This is a genomic window from Promicromonospora kroppenstedtii (assembly GCF_044389675.1).
Lineage (GTDB): Bacteria > Actinomycetota > Actinomycetes > Actinomycetales > Cellulomonadaceae > Promicromonospora > Promicromonospora kroppenstedtii.
Genome location: NZ_JBIRYI010000004.1, coordinates 307,082 through 325,077, shown reverse-complemented (window position 1 = coordinate 325,077; position 17,996 = coordinate 307,082). Strand labels below are relative to the sequence as shown.

Here is a 17,996-nt window from a genome sequence, read left to right as displayed (position 1 = left end):
TGGCCCCGTGGAACTGATCCGGAAGGGCAAGGTTCGCGAGGTCTACGCGGACGGCGACGATGTGATCCTGGTGGCCTCCGACCGCGTGTCGGTGTACGACGTCGTGCTGCCGACGCCCGTGCCCGACAAGGGCGCGATCCTCACCCAGCTCTCGCTGTGGTGGTTCCGGCAGTTCGCCGACCTGGTACCCAACCACGTGATCAGCGAGGACGTCCCCGAGGAGTGGGCCGGCCGCGCGATCCGCTGCAAGAAGCTGACGATCGTCCCGGTCGAGTGCATCGCCCGCGGGTACCTCGCGGGCGGCGGCCTGGACTCGTACAACGCCACCGGCAGCGTGTCCGGCGTGGCGTTCCCTCCTGGCCTGGTCGAGGCCGACCGGCTGCCGCAGCCCGTGTTCACGCCGTCGACCAAGGCGGACGAGGGCCACGACGAGTACATCTCCGTCGAGGAGATCGCGAAGGACCTGGGCACGGAGACCACGGACCGGCTGCGCGAGCTGACCCTGGCCATCTACGACCGCGGCGCCGAGATCGCGCGCGAGCGCGGCGTCATCATCGCCGACACCAAGCTCGAGTTCGGGTTCGACGCCGACGGCGTGCTGACCCTCGCCGACGAGGTGCTCACACCCGACTCCTCGCGCTTCTGGAAGGCGAGCGAGTACGAGCCCGGCCGCGGGCAGTGGTCCTACGACAAGCAGTTCGTGCGCGACTGGTCGTCGACCCTGACCGGCTGGGACCGCACCTACCCCGGCCCGGAGATCCCGGCCGACGTCGTCGCCGAGACCCGCGCCCGCTACGTGGAGATCTACGAACAGCTCACGGGCGAGACCTGGGGCTGACGGTCCGGGTCCCCGCGGGAGGACTCACTCCTCCCGCGGGCTGAACTTCACCACCTTGTCGCCGGGACGGTTGTAGTTCCCGTAGAAGGCCCAGTTGATGTAGCCGCCGTCGCCACCGCGGGTCACCGTCCCGGCGTCAAGGCCGATCACGTAGAAGTCCCCCACCTTGGCCAGGTGCTCCTTGCCGACGACGTCCGGTCCGAACTCGGCCCGCCCCGCGATGTTCTTGTGCAGCACCAGGATGTTCTTGTCGGGGAATGCCCTGGCGTACTCCTCGGCGAGCGACCGGCTCTTGTCCCCGCGGTCGCCGGGCACGTCACCGTCGAAGTCGGTGCCCGGGTACGGCCCGCCGTCGTCCGAGGTGTAGGTGGGGTTGTCCCACGTACCGCCCGGTTCCTCCTCCTTCTCGGTTCCGTCCGTGTAGTAGTCGTCACCGGGCTCGAACTTCTCGTGCTTGCACCGCGGCGCCGGCGAGATCACCTGCTTGTCGCCGTTCACGTCGGTGATCTCCAGCGACGACTCGTTCAGCACCCGCTCCTCGTCCACGGTGATCCACTCGCCCTTGAGCAGGTCGATGCCCTGCCAGCTCGCGCCGAACTCGCCGAACTCCGAGGACTTGGTGTCGTCGTAGGTCAGCTCGCGGACGTTGCCGTGCTTCTCGAGCTCCTCGCGGAGGTCGCCGCCGTCCTCCTGGTCCGAGCGGTCGATCTCGATGTCGCCCTTCTTCAGCAGCCCGTCCTCGTCCCTGGGGAACAGCTCGTCGACCATCGGGGTGAACTTGTCGCGCAGGTCGGGGTACTGGTTGAAGTCGAGGATGAACTCCTGCACCGAGGAGCTCCCCTCCTTCTGGTTCTTGCCCCAGCCGCCACCCGCCTCGAACCCGTAGGGCAGGTCGGTCTCGACGTCGATCCCCGCCTCCCAGAGCGTGGCGAGGGCCTGGTCGTCGATGGTGATGTACATCTGCACCAGGTCGCCGTTCTGGTCGAAGTACACCGTGGTCTTCGTGGAGCCCTTCCACTCGGCGCCGACGCCACCCTTGCCCATGAGCTTGCCGAGCTTGTCGGTCTTGCCCCAGGGCCCGCCCGGACCGAGCGCGCCGGAGACCAGGAAGCCGCCGATGTCCGTGGACGTGTAGCTCACCTCGTAGAGGCCGTTGTCCCACAGCCGGTCCTCGACCATGACCTCTCCCTCGTAGCTGCCCTCCGCGCTGCCGCCCACGCCCACGCCCTTCTTGTCCTTGCTCTTGCCGCCCTTCTGCCCGTCGATCCCTACGTTGACCGTGACCTTCTTGGTCTCCGCGCCGGCGTCGTTGACGATGTGGTGGTCGGGCTCCTCCTTGGCCAGCTCGTCGTACTTCTTCTGGTTGCTGTTGCCGATGCAGGTCGCGACGGTGTTGACCTGCGCGCCGTGGCAGCCGTCGCCGTCCCCGACCGCGTCCCACCGCTTGCGCCAGTTGATCCATTCCTGGGCGTCGTCCATGTCCACGAACTCGTAGACGGTGTCGCTCGTGACGCCCTTGATCGCGGAGACACCGAAGGAGATCGGCGAGCCGAAGATGTCGTCACCGGATACGCCGCCGCCGATGCCCACGCCCTCGATCATGTGCACCCGGATCCGCCCGTCGCCCAGCCTCTCGATCATCACGGCCTCCGACGAGCTCATCCGAAAGAAGAGGAACGAGACCGTCCCCTCCTCGATATGGGTGTTGACCTGCACGTAGCAGTCGGGCTCCATGTTGTCGTACGCCGTGGTGACGCACTCGTAGAGCCACCCCGACGTCGCGGCGCGCTCCCTCCCGGGCGCCGAGTCCTTGTACGCCTCCCACTCGGCGTCGCACACGTCCTCCGGCACCGGGAGCCACTTGCAGCCGATGCGCACCTTCGGCGGGTCCAGGCTGACGTCCTCGCTGGTCGGCATCGTCCGGTTGCACGCCTCGTCGTCCGGGTCCTCGCTCTCGTCACCCCAGCCGGCGGTCACGCAGTCGACGATCTTGTCGTTCCCCTCGCGCTCCAGGCTCTCGTCCCGGCCGCCCGAGACGACCTCCTTCCAGACGTCGTCGAGCTCGGTCTCCGAGACGGTGAACAGGCACGTCACGGGGATCGGGTACCAGACGCAGCCGATCTGGATCACGACCATGGCGGTGTCGTGGTCCTCCTGGGCCACGCGGGACAGCGTGAGCTCGTCCTCGCACGAGGTGTCTCCGGGCCAGTCGTCGTCGCCAGGGCGGCCAGGCCCGTCGTCGTCGCCGGGCCGGTCCCCCGGTCGGTCCACGCAGTCCTCGGGACTCTCCGGCTGCCCGACGGACTGGACCGCGCAGACGAGCTGGCCGCTCAGGTCCCGGCCGACCGGGGTCGCCGCCGCGAGCGCCACGGCGACCACGAGGAGCAGCAGACCGACGACGGCGACGTATTCCATGAGCGCCTGACCACGCTCGTCGGGGGCAGGGTGACCGGGGGCAGGACGCTCGACAAGGGGATGGCGGCACCGGCGCCGGGCGCCGCGTGTGGTGCGGCGGTCAGGCTTCCCGGGCCGGAAGATCATCCGAAGACTCTAGGAACTGGTGTGTGCCCAGGCCAGAGGCCCCGGACCCAGGCGCTGGTGGGTCCGCGGGCCCAGTCTGGGGCCCGCGTGCCGGGGCGTGTCAGTGACTCCGGATAGCGTGCGGGCCGTGAACACCTCCGCGTCCGCCGGCACCCGGGCCCCGTACCAGGCGACCTTCGAGGAGCTCGGCACCCCCCTGCGGGACGTCACCTTCGTCGTGGTGGACCTTGAGACCACGGGCACCAACGCGAAGGAGGGCGGCATCACCGAGATCGGTGCCGTCAAGGTGCGCGGCGGCGAGGTCCTGGGCGAGTTCCAGTCGCTGGTCAACCCGGGGCAGCCGGTCCCGGCGTTCGTCGCGCGGCTGACCGGCATCACCAACGCCATGGTCGCCACGGCGCCCGACATCGCGCTTGTGCTGCCGAGCTTCCTGGAGTTCGCGCACAACACGGTGCTCGTGGCGCACAACGCGCCGTTCGACGTCGGCTTCCTCAAGGCGATGTGCTCCCGGCTGGACTACCCGTGGCCCGGCTTCACCGTCGTGGACACGGTGCCCCTGGCCCGGCGCCTGGTCACCCGCGACGAGGCGCCCAACCACAAGCTGTCCACGCTCGCCAACCTGTTCCACGCCACGGTCTCCCCCGAGCACCGGGCGCTGGCCGACGCGCGGGCGACCGTCGACGTCCTGCACGCCCTGTTCGACCGCCTCGCGCCGATGGGCGTGACGCACCTCGAGGACCTGGCGACAGCGGCCGACCCGGTACCGCCCGAGGTGCGCCGCAAGCGGCACCTCGCCGACGGGCTGCCCGACTCCCCCGGCGTCTACCTGTTCCGCGGCCCCGGCGACGAGGTGCTGTACGTCGGCACCTCGGTCAACATCCGCAAGCGCGTGCGCTCGTACTTCACCGCCGCCGAGAAGCGGCGGCGCATCACGGAGATGGTCCGGATCGCCGAGCGGGTCACGCCCGTCGCGTGCGCGACGCCACTGGAGGCCCAGGTCCGCGAGCTGCGGCTCATCACGGAGCACGCCCCGCGTTACAACCGGCGCTCCAAGTTCCCGGAGCGGCACTCGTGGGTTCGGCTGACGGACGAGGCCTACCCGCGCCTGTCGGTCGTGAGCGGCGTCGTGGCGGGCGCCGCGCACATCGGGCCCTTCGGGTCCCGGCGGACCGCACAGGAGGCCGTGCACGCCCTGCACGACGCCCTGAACCTGCGGCAGTGCACCGCCCGCATCCCGCTGGTCTCCAAGCGCCCCGGCAGCCCGTGCGCGCTGGCCGGCATGGGCCGCTGCTCGGCGCCGTGCGTGGCGACCGAGGGTCCCGACACCTCCTACGCGGACGTGGCCGAGGCCGCGCGTGACGCCCTCACCGGCGACCCCGCTCCCGTGGTCCGCGCCCTCTCCGACCGGATCGCGGCCCTCGCCCACCAGGAGCGGTACGAGGAGGCGGGGGAGGTCACGCGCCGCCTGCGCGCCTTCGTGCACGGCGCGCACCGCGCCCAGCGGATCGGGCCCCTGGCCGGGTGCGCGGAGCTGGTCGCCGCGCGCCCCTCCGGCATCGGCGACGCCCCCGGCAAGCCCGGCGGCTGGGAGATCGTGGTGATCAAGCACGGCCGGCTGGCCGGCACCGACGTGTCGGTACCGGGCGCCAGCCCGCTCCCCCTCGTGGACGCCCTGCGCACGACGGCGGAGCATGTCGAGCCGCCCGTCGCACCCGCCCCTGCCGCGCACCCCGAGGAGACCGACCTGCTGCTCGCCTGGCTCGACTCCCCCGGCGTCCGGCTGGTGCACGTCAGCGACACCTGGGCGTGCCCGGTGCGCGCGGCCGGCGCGCACGCCGACCTGACCTGGGCGTCGGAGCGGGTACGTGTCGAGATCGGCGAGGGCGCTGAGACCGACGTGGGTTCCGGGGCCGGCGCGGGTTCCGGCGCTGACGCAGTTCCTGGGGCCGGCGCCGGGTCGAGGGCTCACGCGGACCTCGCCGCAGGTGCCGGAGAACCCGCCGACGCCGCCGCGCCCGTGCCGGAACCCGCGAACGGCCGGCACGTGGATACGATGACGGCATGCTGACCGCGATCGTCCTCATCGACGCCGAGACGTCCCGCATCCCCGAGGTCGCGCAGGAGGTCGCGAACATCGACGGAGTGAGCGAGGTCTTCTCCGTGACGGGCAAGACCGACCTGGTCGCGATCGTGCGCGTGCCCGAGCACGAGCAGCTCGCCGGCGTCGTGTCCGACCGCGTGAACAAGGTGCCGGGCGTGCAGAACACGGAGACGCTGATCGCGTTCCGTGCCTTCTCCAAGGCGGACCTGGAGCAGGCGTTCGCGCTCGGACTCGACGACTAGCCAGGCTGGACGACTAGCTCCTGCTCCCCGGTCGGGGCTCCTCGCCCGGTCCGGTGGCTCCCTCGCCGTCGGCCCGCGGGCCGGTGGTGCCCGGCCCGACGCCCGCGGGTGTTCTGGCCTCGATCTCGTCGTGCTTGCCGTGCGAGTGCGCGGCGGCCAGCTCCGCCGGTGTCGCCGGCTCCACGCGGTCCTCGTAGAAGAACTCGGACAGCCGCTGCCACCGCCGGTCGGACCGGTATCCCTTGCGTTTCACGCCGCGCGCGTCGGTCGCGGGCTGGATCTCGAGCGGCCGTGGCGAGGTGTGCTGGGTGCGCAGCCACACCTCCTGCGGGTCGAGCGGGGTGTGCACCTCCACGTACTCGCCGGTGGCGAAACGCACGATGCGTCCGGACTCGTGGCCGTGCAGCACCAGCTCACGATCCTTGCGCTGCAGCGCGAGGCACACACGTTTCGTCACGAAGAAGGCGAAGGCCGGCCCCACGAACAGGAGTATGCGCAGCACCCAGGTGATCGCGAAGATGCTCAGCGAGAAGTGCGTGGCGATGAGGTCGTTCGTGGCGGCCAGGGCGCACACGAGGAAGGCGACGAACAGCGCGACGCCCGTCGCCGTCCGTACCGGACGGTTGCGCGGACGGTCCAGCACATGGTGCTCGCGGTGGTCGCCGGTCACGCGGGCCTCGAGGAACGGCCAGGTGAACAGCAGCGTGAACAGGATGCCCGGCACGATCACGGCAGGGATCAGGATGTTCATGGGCAGCGTGTAGCCCCACAGGACCCACTCGAAGCCTGGACCCGGCATCAGCCGTAGCGCGCCGTCGACGAACAGGATGTACCAGTCCGGCTGCGTACCGGCCGAGACCGGCGCCGGGTCGTACGGCCCGTAGTTCCAGATGTTGTTGATCGCCATGGTGCCGCCCATGAGCGTCAGCACACCGGCGATGATGAAGAAGTTTCCCGTCATCTTGGCCACGTACACCGGCAGGGCGGGGTAGCCCACGACGTTCCGGTCGCTGCGGCCGCCACCCGGGTACTGCCCGTGCTTCTGCAGCACCATCAGGAACAGGTGCAGCGCGATGAGGGCGATCAGGAGCCCTGGTATCACGAAGATGTGCAGGGTGAACAGCCGTGGGATGACCTGGTCGCCCGGGAACTCGCTGCCGAAGATCAGGAAGGACAGGTACGCGCCGATCAGGGGGATCGCCTTGACCACGCCGTCGATGATCCGCAGGCCGTTGCCGGACAGCACGTCGTCCGGGAGGGAGTAGCCGGTGAACCCGGCCGCCAGGGCCAGGATCAGCATGGTCAGCCCGACGATCCAGTTGATCTCCCGGGGCTTGCGGAAGGCCCCGGTGAAGAACACCCGGAACATGTGCAGCACGATCGAGCCGATGAAGATCAGCGCCGACCAGTGGTGGATCTGCCGCATCAGCAGACCGCCTCGCACCTCGAACGACATGTGCACGGTGGACTGGAAGGCGGCCGACATGAGCTGGCCGCTCATCGAGGGCGGGTACTCCCCCTCGTAGCGCACCAGCGCCATCGACGGGTCGAAGAACATCGTGAGGAAGAAGCCGGACGCGATCAGGACGACGAACGAGAACAGTGCGATCTCGCCCAGCATGAACGACCAGTGGTCGGGGAAGACCTTCCGTGCAAGCTCCTTCACCAGCACACCGATGGTGGTGCGCTGGTCCAGGTAGTCGGCTGCCTTGCCGACGGCACTCGGACGTTGTTTCGTCGCCACGTCATCACCCCTGAGATCGGCGGCGTGGGCCACTTCCTGCCCTCCAGTAGACACCGCGCCGGGCTCCATCACCACCCTCGACGACGAATCAGCAGACCAGGGCGTGACATGACAGATCCGGCGCACCCCGTTCGCGAGGTACGCCGGATCTGTTCCAGCGGTCAGGCTGTGGCGGCGCGCCGTGAGGTCACGCCGGGGTTGCGCAGGGCATCACGCCGAGGCGACGACGAGGCCCGCGGTCTGCGTCTTGGCCCGTGCCAGGCGCTCGGAGACGTTGCTCCATGACACCAGGTTCCACCAGGCCTTGATGTAGTCCGGGCGCACGTTCAGGTAGTCGATGTAGTAGGCGTGCTCCCAGCAGTCCAGCATGAGGACCGGGGTGAGCGCGAAGGGAATGTTGCCCTGCTGGTCGAACAGCTGGACCACGACCAGCTTCTGGCCGACCGAGTCCCAGGCCAGGACGGCCCAGCCGGAACCCTGGACACCGGCGGCGACGGCGGTGAAGTGCGCCTTGAACTTCTCGAACGAGCCGAAGTGCTCGTCGATCGCGGCGGCGATGTCGCCGGTCGGCTCTCCGCCGGCCTCCGGTGCCATGTTCGTCCAGAAGATCGAGTGGTTGATGTGACCACCGAGGTTGAACGCGAGGTCCTTCTCGATCTTGTTGACGTTGGCCAGGTTGCCCGTCTCGCGGGCCTCCTCGAGCTGCTCCAGGGCAGTATTGGCACCCTTGACGTACGTCGCGTGGTGCTTGGAGTGGTGCAGCTCCATGATCTTGCCCGAGATGTGGGGCTCGAGCGCGGCGTAGTCGTAGGTCAGGTCAGGGAGCGTGTAGACAGCCATTGCTGAGGTACCTCCAGGATCGGTCCGCGCACCGGACGGTGCGCAGGGTGGGACGCCGTCCTGGTCGCGCGCCGGTGTGGTGCCCGCCGGGACGGCAATGGCCCGTGTCCCCGGCCGCAGACGCGGACCGGGAGACACAGGCCATCGCTTGGTGTCGCAGGTCGCTCAGTGCTCCCGCGAGGTTCCCGCACCGGCCTCGACGGCCTGGTGCTCGGAGCCGGTCAGCTCGTCGTGCTCACCGTGCGAGTGCGCCGCCGCGACCTCCGCCGGCGTGACGGGCGAGACACGGTCCTCGTAGAAGAACCGGGACAGGCCCTGCCAGCGCTTGTCGGCGCCGTAGCCCTTCCGCTTCACACCGCGCGCGTCCGTCTTCGGGGCGATCGTCAGCGGGGCGGGCGCGTCGTAGTTGACGCGCAGCCAGCGCTCCTGCTCGTCGAGCGGGGTGTGCACCTCGATGTACTCGCCGTTGGCGAAGCGCACGATGCGTCCCGACTCGTGGCCGTGCAGCACCAGCTCGCGGTCCTTGCGCTGCAGCCCGAGGCAGATGCGCTTGGTGACGTAGTAGGCGAACACCGGCCCCACGAAGAACAGGATGCGGAACACCCAGGTGATCGCGTTGATCGAGAGCGCGAAGTGCGTGGCGATGAGGTCGTTCGACCCGGCCAGGGCCAGGATGATGAACGCCGTCAGGAACGCGACGCCCAGGCCGGTGCGCGCCGGCTTGTTGCGCGGGCGGTCCAGCACGTGGTGCTCGCGGTCGTCGCCCGTGACCCGGGCCTCGAGGAACGGGTAGACGATGAGGAACGTGAACAGGATGCCCGGGACGACCACGGCAGGGATCAGGATGTTCAGCGGCAAGGTATAGCCGAAGATCACCCATTCCGTGCCCTGGCCCGGCATCAGGCGCAGCGACCCCTCCAGGAACAGCATGTACCAGTCCGGCTGTGCGCCGGCCGAGACCGGTGACGGGTCGAACGGTCCGTAGTTCCACACGTTGTTGATCGACATCGTGGCGCCCATCAGCGCGAGCACGCCGAACACCATGAAGAAGTTGCCGGTCATCTTCGCGACGTACACCGGTGCGGCCGGGTAGCCGACCACGTTCTTGTCGGTACGGCCGCCGCCCGGGTACTGGGTGTGCTTCTGCAGCACCATCAGGAACAGGTGCAGGGCGATGAGGGCGAGCAGGATGCCCGGCACCACGAAGATGTGCAGCGTGAACAGGCGCGGCACGATGTGGTGCCCCGGGAACTCCCCGCCGAAGATCATGTACGACATGAACGAGCCGATCAGCGGGATCGACTTGACCACGCCGTCGGTGATGCGCAGGCCGTTGCCGGAGAGCACGTCGTCGGGCAGCGAGTAGCCGGTGAAGCCGGCCGCCAGGCCCAGGATCATGAGCAGGATGCCGACGATCCAGTTGATCTCGCGCGGCTTGCGGAACGCGCCGGTGAAGAACACGCGCATCATGTGCACGACGATCGAGGCCATGAAGATCAGCGCCGACCAGTGGTGGATCTGCCGCATGAGCAGGCCGCCGCGCACCTCGAACGACATGTCGAGGGTCGAGGCGAACGCCACGGACATGAGCTGCCCGTGCATGCTCGCCGGGTGCTCACCCTCGTAGCGCTCCAGCGCCATCGACGGCTCGAAGAACATCGTCAGGAAGAAGCCCGAGATGATCAGCACCACGAACGAGAACAGGGCGATCTCGCCGAGCATGAAGGACCAGTGGTCCGGGAAGACCTTGCGCGCGAACTCCTTGACGGCGACGCCGATGGAGGTGCGCTGATCGAGGTAGTCCGCGGCCTTGCCGACGGTCGTCGTCGGCTTGGCCGGTGCCTCGTGCTTGGTGTCTTGGGTCGCGGTGCTCACTTCAGGCGCTCCCAGAAGCTCGGGCCGATGGGCTCGGCGAAGTCGTCCTGCGCGATGAGGTAGCCCTCGTCGTCGACGGTGATCGGGAGCTGCGGCAGCCGGCGGTTGGCCGGGCCGAAGACCACGTTGGCGCTGTCGGCGATGTCGAACGTCGACTGGTGGCAGGGGCACAGGAGGTGGTGGGTCTGCTGCTCGTAGAGCGCCACCGGGCAGCCCACGTGCGTGCAGATCTTCGAGTAGGCCACGATGCCCTCGTGGGACCAGGTCTCGCCGGGGGGCGACTGGTCGGCCTTGAGGTCCTCGGGGTTGAGACGGACCATGAGCACGACGGCCTTGGACTTCTCGTTGATCCACTCGTGCGTCTCGCGGAACTCCTCCGTGGTCTCGGGGACCACGTGGAAGACGGAGCCGACGGTCACGTCGGAGGCCTTGATGGGCCGGCCCGACGGGTCGATCGCGAGGCGCGTGCCCGTGCGCCACATGGTGTGCTTGAACTTGGAGACGTTCCAGTCACCGCCCACCGAGCCGATCAGCGGCACGGCGATGGCGAGCGGGAACAGCGCCAGGGCGCCGAAGAACGCGCCCTTGAGCACGCCGCGGCGGCCGACGACGCCCGAGTCCTGCAGGCCGTCGTTCAGGTCCTTGACGGCGATCGCGCGGTCCTCGTCGTTGGTCGCGAGCGGGTGCCGCTCCTGGACCATCTCCTTGTCGCCCATGAGCGTCTTGGCCCAGTGGATCCCGGCGATGCCGATGCCCAGCAGCGACACCGCGAGGCCGAGGCCGATCAGCAGCGTGGAGAGGCGGACGCCCGACGTCGTGCCGTCCGGCGGGACCATCACGTAGGCGACGATCGAGCCGATCGTGCCCAGGATGGACAGGACGAACAGGAAGGTCACGGTCCGCTCGGCGCGCTTGGCGGCGCGCGGGTCGGTGTCGGTCAGCCGGTGCTTGTGCTCCGGGATACCCGGGTCGGCGAAGCGCTCGACGTCGGTGTCCGCCTGCGGGGTGACCGTCACCTCGTGCGAGGTGTCGGCGGGGTTGTTCTGGTTCTCGCTCACGAGGACTTCGCTCCGATCCACACTGCGGCGCCGATGAGCAGACCGAGGCCGATCGCGAAGGCCCAGAGGCCCTCGGACACCGGGCCGAGGGCGCCGAGCGCGTTACCGCCCGCCGAACCCTCGCGCTGCTCGACGAGGAAGGACACGATGTCCCGCTTCTCGTCCGGCGTGATGTTGGCGTCGTTGAACACCGGCATCGACTGCGGGCCGGTGAGCATCGCCTGGTAGATGTTCCGCTCCGACGTCTCCCAGAGGGCGGGTGCGAACTTCCCCTCGGAGAGTGCGCCGCCGGCGCCCACGGCGTTGTGGCACATGGCGCAGTTGGTACGGAACAGGGCCATGCCGTTCGAGGGGTCGCCCTGGGCGGGGTCGACCTGCTCGTCGGTGGGGATCGCCGGACCGGCGCCCAGCGAGGCGACATAGGCGGACAGCGCGGCCGTCTGCTCCTTGTCGAACTGCGGCGGCTTGGCCTCGGCCTGCGGGCCGCTCATCTGCATCGGCATGCGGCCCGTCGACACCTGGAAGTCGACGGCGGCAGCGCCGACGCCTACCAGGGACGGCACGCCCTCGGTGCCCTGGGCGTTCGCGCCGTGGCACGTCGCGCAGTTGGCCTGGAACAGCTTCTTACCGGTCTCGATGTCCGCGGTGCTGACGGTCTCGGCCTTAGCCGTGCTCGGAGCCAGGGCGGCGTAGACGCCGCCCGTGGTCAGCAGCGCCAGCAGCAGGAGAACGACCGGCGCCAGCCGGTGGTGCCTGCGGGCGGCGAGTGCCTTCACGAAAATTTCCTCGTCTCGCTGTGAGTGTTGAGCTTCTGTAATGAACCTGGGCCACCGCACGTGGCCGGGTGGGACGGCCGCCCGACGGGGCGACCGAGCGACCGGTCAGCGCAGCAGGTAGATCACCGCGAACAGCGCGATCCACACCACGTCGACGAAGTGCCAGTAGTAGGACGTGACGATCGTGGTGGTGGCTTCGTGGTGACCGAAGCGCTTGGCGGCGAACGAGCGACCGAGCACGAAGAGGAACGCGATCAGGCCGCCGGTCACGTGCAGGCCGTGGAAGCCGGTGGTCATGTAGAAGACCGAGCCGTAGGGGCTGGACGAGATGGTCAGACCCTGGTGCACCAGCTCGGTGTACTCGAAGATCTGGCCGCCGATGAAGAACGCGCCCATCAGGTAGGTCATGGTCAGCCACTCGTGCATGCCCCAGGTCCAGAACTGGAAGAGCTTCCCGGAGCGCGACGGCTTGAACTGCTCGGCCTTGAAGACCGCCCACTGGCAGGTGAACGAGGACAGCACCAGGACGATCGTGTTGATCGTCGAGAAGGTGATGTTGAGCTTGTCCGCCTGCAGCGCCCACTCCTCGGCCGGCATCGTCTGCCGGACCGTGAAGTACATCGCGAAGAGCGCTGCGAAGAACATGAGCTCGCTCGCGAGCCAGACGATCGTCCCGACCGAGACCGGGTTGGGACGATTGACTGTCACGTGCTGGTGCGTGGGGGTGGCTGCAGCCGTTGCGGTCGACACGACAGCCATTATGGCCGACGTTCGGGTGTCCCGAACGCCGAACCGTCACAGACGCTCGCGTCGAATCTCACAAAGTCCTCCCAACGCCCTGTCCAGGCCGTCACTTGCTGACGCGATTGAACAGAGTGCCATGAAAAGGGCGCGGACAGATCTGCCGTGCGGCCTGCGTCTGTGCCACGATCGACGCATGACCGGCATGACGACGGATGTGACCAGCGCAGGTGCGAACGGTGCGGCTTCCGGCAGCACGACGTCGGGCCCGCGAGTCCTCCTGTACAGCGACGACCGCACGGTGCGCGAGCAGGTGCGCCTCGCCGTCGGCCCGCGCCTGCACGCGGGCGCGCCCGAGATCGCCTGGGCGGAGGCCGCCACGGCGGCCGCCGTGGTGGACAAGGCCGACAACGAGACGTGGGACCTGCTCGTCCTCGACGGAGAGGCCGACCAGGCCGGCGGCATGGGCCTGTGCCGCCAGCTCAAGAACGAGATCTACGAGTGCCCGCCGGTGCTCGTGCTGACGGGCCGCCCTGCGGACGCATGGCTGGCGACGTGGTCGCTGGCCGACGGCGTCGTGGCGCGCCCGCTGGATGCCGTGAAGGTCCAGGAGGCCGTGGCCAGGCTGCTCGCGCCGTCGACGGCGGGGACCGCGTGAACCTCGAGGCACCCACCTGGTCCGGCCTGCTCGCCGAGCTCATGACCGGTACGGACCTGAGCCAGGAGGAGGCCCGCTGGGCCATGGACCGGGTGATGACCGGCGAGGTCTCCCCCGTCCAGCTCGCGGGCTTCCTGGTGGCGCTTCGCGCCAAGGGCGAGACCGTCGACGAGCTCGCGGGCCTGACGCACTCCATGGTCGAGCACGCGACCCGCATCGACGTGCCCGGGCCCTCCGTGGACATCGTCGGCACCGGCGGCGACCGTGCGCACACCGTGAACATCTCGACGATGGCGTCCGTCGTCATCGCCGGTGCGGGGCTGCGCGTCGTGAAGCACGGCAACCGGGCCGCTTCGTCGTCGTCGGGCAGCGCGGACGTGCTGGAGGAGCTGGGCATCCGCCTGGACCACACCCCGGAGCGGGTGGCGCAGATCGCGCGCGAGGCCGGCATCACCTTCTGCTTCGCGATGGTGTTCCACCCGTCGATGCGGCACGCGGGCGTGGCCCGCAAGGAGCTGGGCGTGCCCACCGCCTTCAACTTCCTGGGACCGCTGACCAACCCGGCCCAGCCGCGCGCCGCGGCCGTGGGCTGCGCGGACGCACGGATGGCGCCCCTGATGGCGGGCGTGTTCGCCGAGCGCGGCAAGTCCGCGCTGGTCTTCCGCGGCGACGAGGGGCTGGACGAGCTCGCGGCGACCGCGGGCGCGACCATCTGGGAGGTGGCCGACGGCCACGTCACCGAGCACCGCCTGGACCCCGTCGAGGACCTGGGCCTGACCCGCATCAAGGTCGAGGACCTGCGCGGCCAGGACGCGGCCTACAACGCGGGCGTAGCGCGCGCCGTCCTGGCGGGCGAGGCCGGGCCGGTCCGCGAGACCGTGCTGCTCAACGCGGCCTCGGGCCTCGTGGCCGACGGATCGCTGCCCGGCACGGGCTCCGGCACCCTCGTGGAGCGCCTGCGGGCCGGGATCGACCTCGCGGCCGAGGCAGTGGACTCCGGGGCGGCCCAGGCCACCCTGAACCGCTGGATCGCGGCCAGCCGGTAGACGTACCTGGCACGACAAGAATGAGGGCCGGGACGCTGATCAGCGTCCCGGCCCTCATTCTTTCCTGCCGGGGTGTGTCCGGCGGTACCGCTCAGTGCGAGTGGATGCCCCGCGAGTACTCGAACACCCAGCCCACGAGCGCGATGACCGCGACGCAGAAGCCGATGTAGAGCACCCACCAGCCCACGGCCAGGCCGAGGAAGCAGATCGCGGCGGAGCCGGCGATCGCCAGGGGCCACCAGCTCCAGGGCGCGTACACGCCCTGGTCGCCGGCGGCGTCCTCGATGTTGCCGTTCGGGTCGTCCTCAGGCCGGGCGTCGATGCGCCGAGCCGTCAGCGTCAGGTACGCGCCGATCATCGCCACCAGGCCACCGACGAGCGGCATGCCCAGGTAGCCCACGGGCTCCTGCCACTCGGTCATGAAGCCGTAGACCACGCCGGCCAGGACGAAGAAGGGCGTTCCCCAGAGGAACAGCCGCGCCTCGATCTTCACTTGCTGGTCCCCTCGTCCGGCTGGTCAACGATGGTCGTGCTGCTCTGGCCGGAGTCACCGCTGCCGTTCGCGGCGCGCTGCTGGGCCTGCTTGTCCTGACCGCGCCGGTCGGCCTCGCCGTAGATGTTGTCGAGGACACCGCGGTTGTACTCCGGGTGCTCCATGGCGACGACCTCGGGGTGGTGCAGGTCGAACGCCGGCGACTCCGAGCGGATGCGCGGGAGCGACGCGAAGTTGTGCCGCGGCGGCGGGCAGGACGTGGCCCACTCCAGGGAGCGGCCGTAGCCCCACGGGTCGTCGACCGTGACCTTGGGCGCCTTGCGCCACGTGATGTAGACGTTCCAGAAGAACGGCAGGGTGGACGCCGCGAGGATGAACGCGCCGATGGTCGACACCTGGTTCTCCCAGGTGAAGCCCTCGTCCGGCATGTAGTCCGCGTAGCGGCGGGGCATGCCCTCGACACCCAGCCAGTGCTGGATCAGGAACGTGGTGTGGAAGCCGACGAAGAGCATCCAGAAGTGCACCTTGCCCAGGCGCTCCGACAGCATGCGGCCGGTCATCTTGGGCCACCAGAAGTAGAACCCGGCGAACATCGCGAACACGACGGTGCCGAAGACCACGTAGTGGAAGTGCGCGACCACGAAGTACGAGTCGGACAGCTGGAAGTCCAGCGCCGGGCTCGACAGGATGATGCCGGTCAGACCACCGAAGAGGAACGTGACGAGGAAGCCGATGGACCAGAGCATCGGCGTCTCGAACGTGAGTTTCCCTCGCCAGAGCGTGCCGATCCAGTTGAAGAACTTCACGCCGGTCGGGACCGCGATGAGCATCGTCATGAACGCGAAGAACGGCAGCATGACCGCGCCGGTCACGTACATGTGGTGCGCCCACACCGTCACCGACAGCGCGGCGATCGCGATGGTCGCGTAGACCAGGCCGGTGTAGCCGAAGATCGGCTTGCGGCTGAAGACCGGGAAGATCTCGGACACGATGCCGAAGAACGGCAGCGCGATGATGTACACCTCGGGGTGGCCGAAGAACCAGAAGAGGTGCTGCCAGAGGATGGCGCCACCGTTCTCCGGGTTGAAGATCTGCGCGTCGAGACGACGGTCGGCACCCAGGGCGAACAGCGCGGCGGCCAGCGGCGGGAAGGCCATCAGCACCAGGAGGCTGGTGACCAGCGTGTTCCAGGTGAAGATCGGCATCCGGAACATGGTCATGCCGGGGGCGCGCATGGTGATGATGGTGGTGATGAAGTTGACCGCACCGAGGATCGTGCCGAAACCGGCCAGCGCCAGGCCGAAGACCCAGAGGTCTCCTCCCAACCCTGGACTGTAGGTCGTGGTCGACAGCGGCGCGTACGCGAACCAGCCGAACGACGCGGCACCCTGCGGGGTGAGGAAGCCGGCCGTGGTGATGAGGCCACCGAACAGGAACAGCCAGTACGCGAACATGTTCAGACGCGGGAACGCGACGTCGGGCGCACCGATCTGGAGCGGCATGATCACGTTCGCGAAGCCCGCGAACAGCGGGGTGGCGAACAGCAGCAGCATCACGGTGCCGTGCATCGTGAAGAGCTGGTTGTACTGCTCCTTGCTCTGCACGAGCTGGATGCCGGGCTCGAAGAGCTCCGCACGGATCAGCAGGGCCATCAGGCCGCCGATGCAGAAGAAGATGAACGACGTGATCAGGTAGAGGTACCCGATCGTCTTGTGGTCAGTGGAGGTGATCCACTTGATGATCGTCCGGCCGAGCGTCTGGCGCCCGGGGGCCAGGCCCGGGATCAGCTCGGTCGTGGTCGCTGCGGCCATCAGTGCCCAGCCTCCTCTTCCGTGGTTTCCGCCGGGTTGTCGACGGGACCGGCCGTGCGGGCGAGGTCCATGCCGAGCGATCCGGTCTGGCCCTTCGCCTCGAGGTCCGCCATGTGGGCGTCGTACTCCTCGGCGGACACGACCTTCACGTTGAAGAGCATGCCGGAGTGGAACTCACCGCAGAGCTCGGCGCACTTGCCGGCGTACGTGCCCTCGCGGGTCGGCGTCACCTGGAACGTGTTGGTCCGGTGCGGGATCATGTCCTGCTTGTACAGGAACGCGGGGATCCAGAACGAGTGGATGACATCACGCGAGTCGAGCGTGAACTCCACTGTCTCGTTCACCGGCAGGTAGAGCGTCGGGAAGGACGTCGAGGTGCCGACGGCACCGTCGATCTCGTCCTCCGCGGTCACGCTGCCGGGGTCCGCCTCGTGCTCGCCGTAGTCGTAGACGTTGGCGTCGAGGTAGTTGAAGTCCCAGCTCCACTGCTTGCCGATCACCTGGATGTGCTCGGTCGCGGTGCCGTCGACGGTCTTGATGGCCGTCACGTCGCGGTCGGTGTACCAGAACAGCACGAGCACCATGATGATCGGCACTGCCGTGTACATGAGCTCGAGCGGCAGGTGGTAGCGCGTCTGCACCGGGAGCTGGTGGTCGTCCTTGCGCTTCCGGTAGGCCGCGATGCACCACAGCATCAGGCCCCAGGTCACGATGCCCACGGCAAGGGCAGCGATCCACGAGCCCACCCACAGGTCGGTGATGCGCTCGGTCTGGTTAGTCACCTCCCCGTCGCTGTAGCCGGGCAGGTATCCGCGCTGGACGGATTCACTTGCGCAGCCAGAGGCCAGCACTGCGACTGCGGCGGCAAGAGCCGACGCACGCAGGATGGCCCGCCGGGTGCGGGTAGGTGGCTTCGAGTGCAAGGGAGGCCTTTCACGTCTCGTCCGGCGCGTCGCACCGGTTTCCTCCCGAGCTCCACGCAGAACCTTCGTCCTCGATGGGATGCAGCCTAGCGCGCTCCGGGGCCTGATGATGCCCGGAACGCCCCCAGAGGAACGTGACGCACTCCGCACCTGGGGCACACATCCACGCTGTTCAGGACACCCACCCAGGTCGTGTCAGAACGATCGCCGTGCCGGACCTGCGTCTGCGGGTGCGAGGATCAGGAGGACGACGGCGGAGGCACGCCACGAACCGCCGTCCGAACCCCGGATCAGCCCCTCGTCGGGCTC

14 protein-coding genes and 1 pseudogene are annotated in these 17,996 nt (G+C 68.8%); 5 read left to right on the top strand and 10 right to left on the bottom strand.

Annotated elements, in window-relative coordinates; genetic code table 11:
• Positions 1-4: 4 nt before the first annotated feature.
• Positions 5-838: pseudogene (locus tag ACH47X_RS08965) on the top strand (phosphoribosylaminoimidazolesuccinocarboxamide synthase); the annotation flags it as partial.
• A gap of 24 nt (positions 839-862) precedes the next feature.
• Here ACH47X_RS08965 and ACH47X_RS08960 read toward each other — a convergent pair.
• Positions 863-3,253, bottom strand: a complete 2,391-nt coding sequence (locus ACH47X_RS08960) for a hypothetical protein (RefSeq protein WP_397403409.1) — start codon at positions 3,251-3,253, stop codon at positions 863-865.
• A gap of 244 nt (positions 3,254-3,497) precedes the next feature.
• On the opposite strand from ACH47X_RS08960, the gene ACH47X_RS08955 reads away from it, so the two are divergent.
• Together ACH47X_RS08955 and ACH47X_RS08950 are read left to right on the top strand one after the other, a co-directional pair.
• Positions 3,498-5,447, top strand: a complete 1,950-nt coding sequence (locus ACH47X_RS08955; RefSeq protein ID WP_397403496.1) for a DEDD exonuclease domain-containing protein — start codon at positions 3,498-3,500, stop codon at positions 5,445-5,447.
• The gene (locus tag ACH47X_RS08950) at positions 5,441-5,722 is read left to right on the top strand and encodes an Lrp/AsnC family transcriptional regulator (protein WP_020014308.1); all 282 of its coding nucleotides are present in this window, start codon (positions 5,441-5,443) and stop codon (positions 5,720-5,722) included. The genes ACH47X_RS08955 and ACH47X_RS08950 overlap by 7 nt, the downstream gene beginning before the upstream one ends.
• A gap of 13 nt (positions 5,723-5,735) precedes the next feature.
• Here the strand turns inward: ACH47X_RS08950 and qcrB (ACH47X_RS08945) are convergent, their stop codons facing one another.
• The 6 genes from qcrB (ACH47X_RS08945) to ctaE all read right to left on the bottom strand — a co-directional run bounded on the left by qcrB (ACH47X_RS08945) (position 5,736) and on the right by ctaE (position 12,774).
• Positions 5,736-7,466, bottom strand: a complete 1,731-nt coding sequence (qcrB, locus tag ACH47X_RS08945; RefSeq protein ID WP_397403406.1) for a cytochrome bc1 complex cytochrome b subunit — start codon at positions 7,464-7,466, stop codon at positions 5,736-5,738.
• A 210-nt stretch (positions 7,467-7,676) separates the two neighbouring features.
• Entirely contained in the window at positions 7,677-8,306 is a 630-nt protein-coding gene (locus ACH47X_RS08940) for a superoxide dismutase (RefSeq protein ID WP_020014306.1), read from the bottom strand.
• A 165-nt stretch (positions 8,307-8,471) separates the two neighbouring features.
• A complete protein-coding gene (qcrB, locus tag ACH47X_RS08935) occupies positions 8,472-10,181 on the bottom strand; it encodes a cytochrome bc1 complex cytochrome b subunit (RefSeq protein WP_397403404.1) in 1,710 nt (569 codons plus the stop codon).
• Positions 10,178-11,239: a cytochrome bc1 complex Rieske iron-sulfur subunit gene (gene qcrA, locus ACH47X_RS08930; protein WP_397403402.1), complete on the bottom strand. Its 1,062-nt coding sequence runs from the start codon at positions 11,237-11,239 to the stop codon at positions 10,178-10,180. The genes qcrB (ACH47X_RS08935) and qcrA overlap by 4 nt, the downstream gene beginning before the upstream one ends.
• Positions 11,236-12,015 (bottom strand): cytochrome bc1 complex diheme cytochrome c subunit, encoded by a 780-nt coding sequence (qcrC, locus tag ACH47X_RS08925; RefSeq protein WP_142037226.1) that lies wholly within the window; start codon positions 12,013-12,015, stop codon positions 11,236-11,238. Before qcrC ends, qcrA begins: the two co-directional genes overlap by 4 nt.
• Before the next feature lie 105 nt (positions 12,016-12,120).
• Positions 12,121-12,774, bottom strand: coding sequence for an aa3-type cytochrome oxidase subunit III (gene ctaE, locus ACH47X_RS08920; RefSeq protein ID WP_051109390.1), 654 nt, complete (start codon positions 12,772-12,774; stop codon positions 12,121-12,123).
• Positions 12,775-12,952: 178 nt separating this feature from the next.
• On the opposite strand from ctaE, the gene ACH47X_RS08915 reads away from it, so the two are divergent.
• The gene (locus tag ACH47X_RS08915) at positions 12,953-13,414 is read left to right on the top strand and encodes a hypothetical protein (protein ID WP_397403399.1); all 462 of its coding nucleotides are present in this window, start codon (positions 12,953-12,955) and stop codon (positions 13,412-13,414) included.
• Positions 13,411-14,460: an anthranilate phosphoribosyltransferase gene (gene trpD / locus ACH47X_RS08910; protein WP_397403397.1), complete on the top strand. Its 1,050-nt coding sequence runs from the start codon at positions 13,411-13,413 to the stop codon at positions 14,458-14,460. The genes ACH47X_RS08915 and trpD overlap by 4 nt, the downstream gene beginning before the upstream one ends.
• 91 nt (positions 14,461-14,551) lie before the next feature.
• Here trpD and ACH47X_RS08905 read toward each other — a convergent pair whose 3' ends face one another.
• Genes ACH47X_RS08905 through ctaC form a run of 3 tightly spaced genes read right to left on the bottom strand, consistent with a single transcriptional unit; the run spans position 14,552 to position 17,687 of the window.
• The gene (locus ACH47X_RS08905; protein WP_020014299.1) at positions 14,552-14,953 is read right to left on the bottom strand and encodes a cytochrome c oxidase subunit 4; all 402 of its coding nucleotides are present in this window, start codon (positions 14,951-14,953) and stop codon (positions 14,552-14,554) included.
• Positions 14,950-16,764: an aa3-type cytochrome oxidase subunit I gene (gene ctaD, locus ACH47X_RS08900; RefSeq protein ID WP_036959914.1), complete on the bottom strand. Its 1,815-nt coding sequence runs from the start codon at positions 16,762-16,764 to the stop codon at positions 14,950-14,952. Before ctaD ends, ACH47X_RS08905 begins: the two co-directional genes overlap by 4 nt.
• The gene (gene ctaC, locus ACH47X_RS08895; protein ID WP_200836070.1) at positions 16,764-17,687 is read right to left on the bottom strand and encodes an aa3-type cytochrome oxidase subunit II; all 924 of its coding nucleotides are present in this window, start codon (positions 17,685-17,687) and stop codon (positions 16,764-16,766) included. The genes ctaD and ctaC overlap by 1 nt, the downstream gene beginning before the upstream one ends.
• Positions 17,688-17,996: the final 309 nt, after the last annotated feature.

Excerpts from the sequence above, each read along its gene's own strand:
- ctaD (WP_036959914.1), bottom strand. The coding sequence starts at position 16,764 with ATGGCCGCAGCGACCACGACCGAGCTGATCCCGGGCCTGGCCCCCGGG.
- ACH47X_RS08960 (WP_397403409.1), bottom strand. The coding sequence starts at position 3,253 with ATGGAATACGTCGCCGTCGTCGGTCTGCTGCTCCTCGTGGTCGCCGTG.
- ACH47X_RS08950 (WP_020014308.1), top strand. The coding sequence starts at position 5,441 with ATGCTGACCGCGATCGTCCTCATCGACGCCGAGACGTCCCGCATCCCC.
- ctaE (WP_051109390.1), bottom strand. The coding sequence starts at position 12,774 with ATGGCTGTCGTGTCGACCGCAACGGCTGCAGCCACCCCCACGCACCAG.
- ACH47X_RS08940 (WP_020014306.1), bottom strand. The coding sequence starts at position 8,306 with ATGGCTGTCTACACGCTCCCTGACCTGACCTACGACTACGCCGCGCTC.
- ACH47X_RS08915 (WP_397403399.1), top strand. The coding sequence starts at position 12,953 with ATGACCGGCATGACGACGGATGTGACCAGCGCAGGTGCGAACGGTGCG.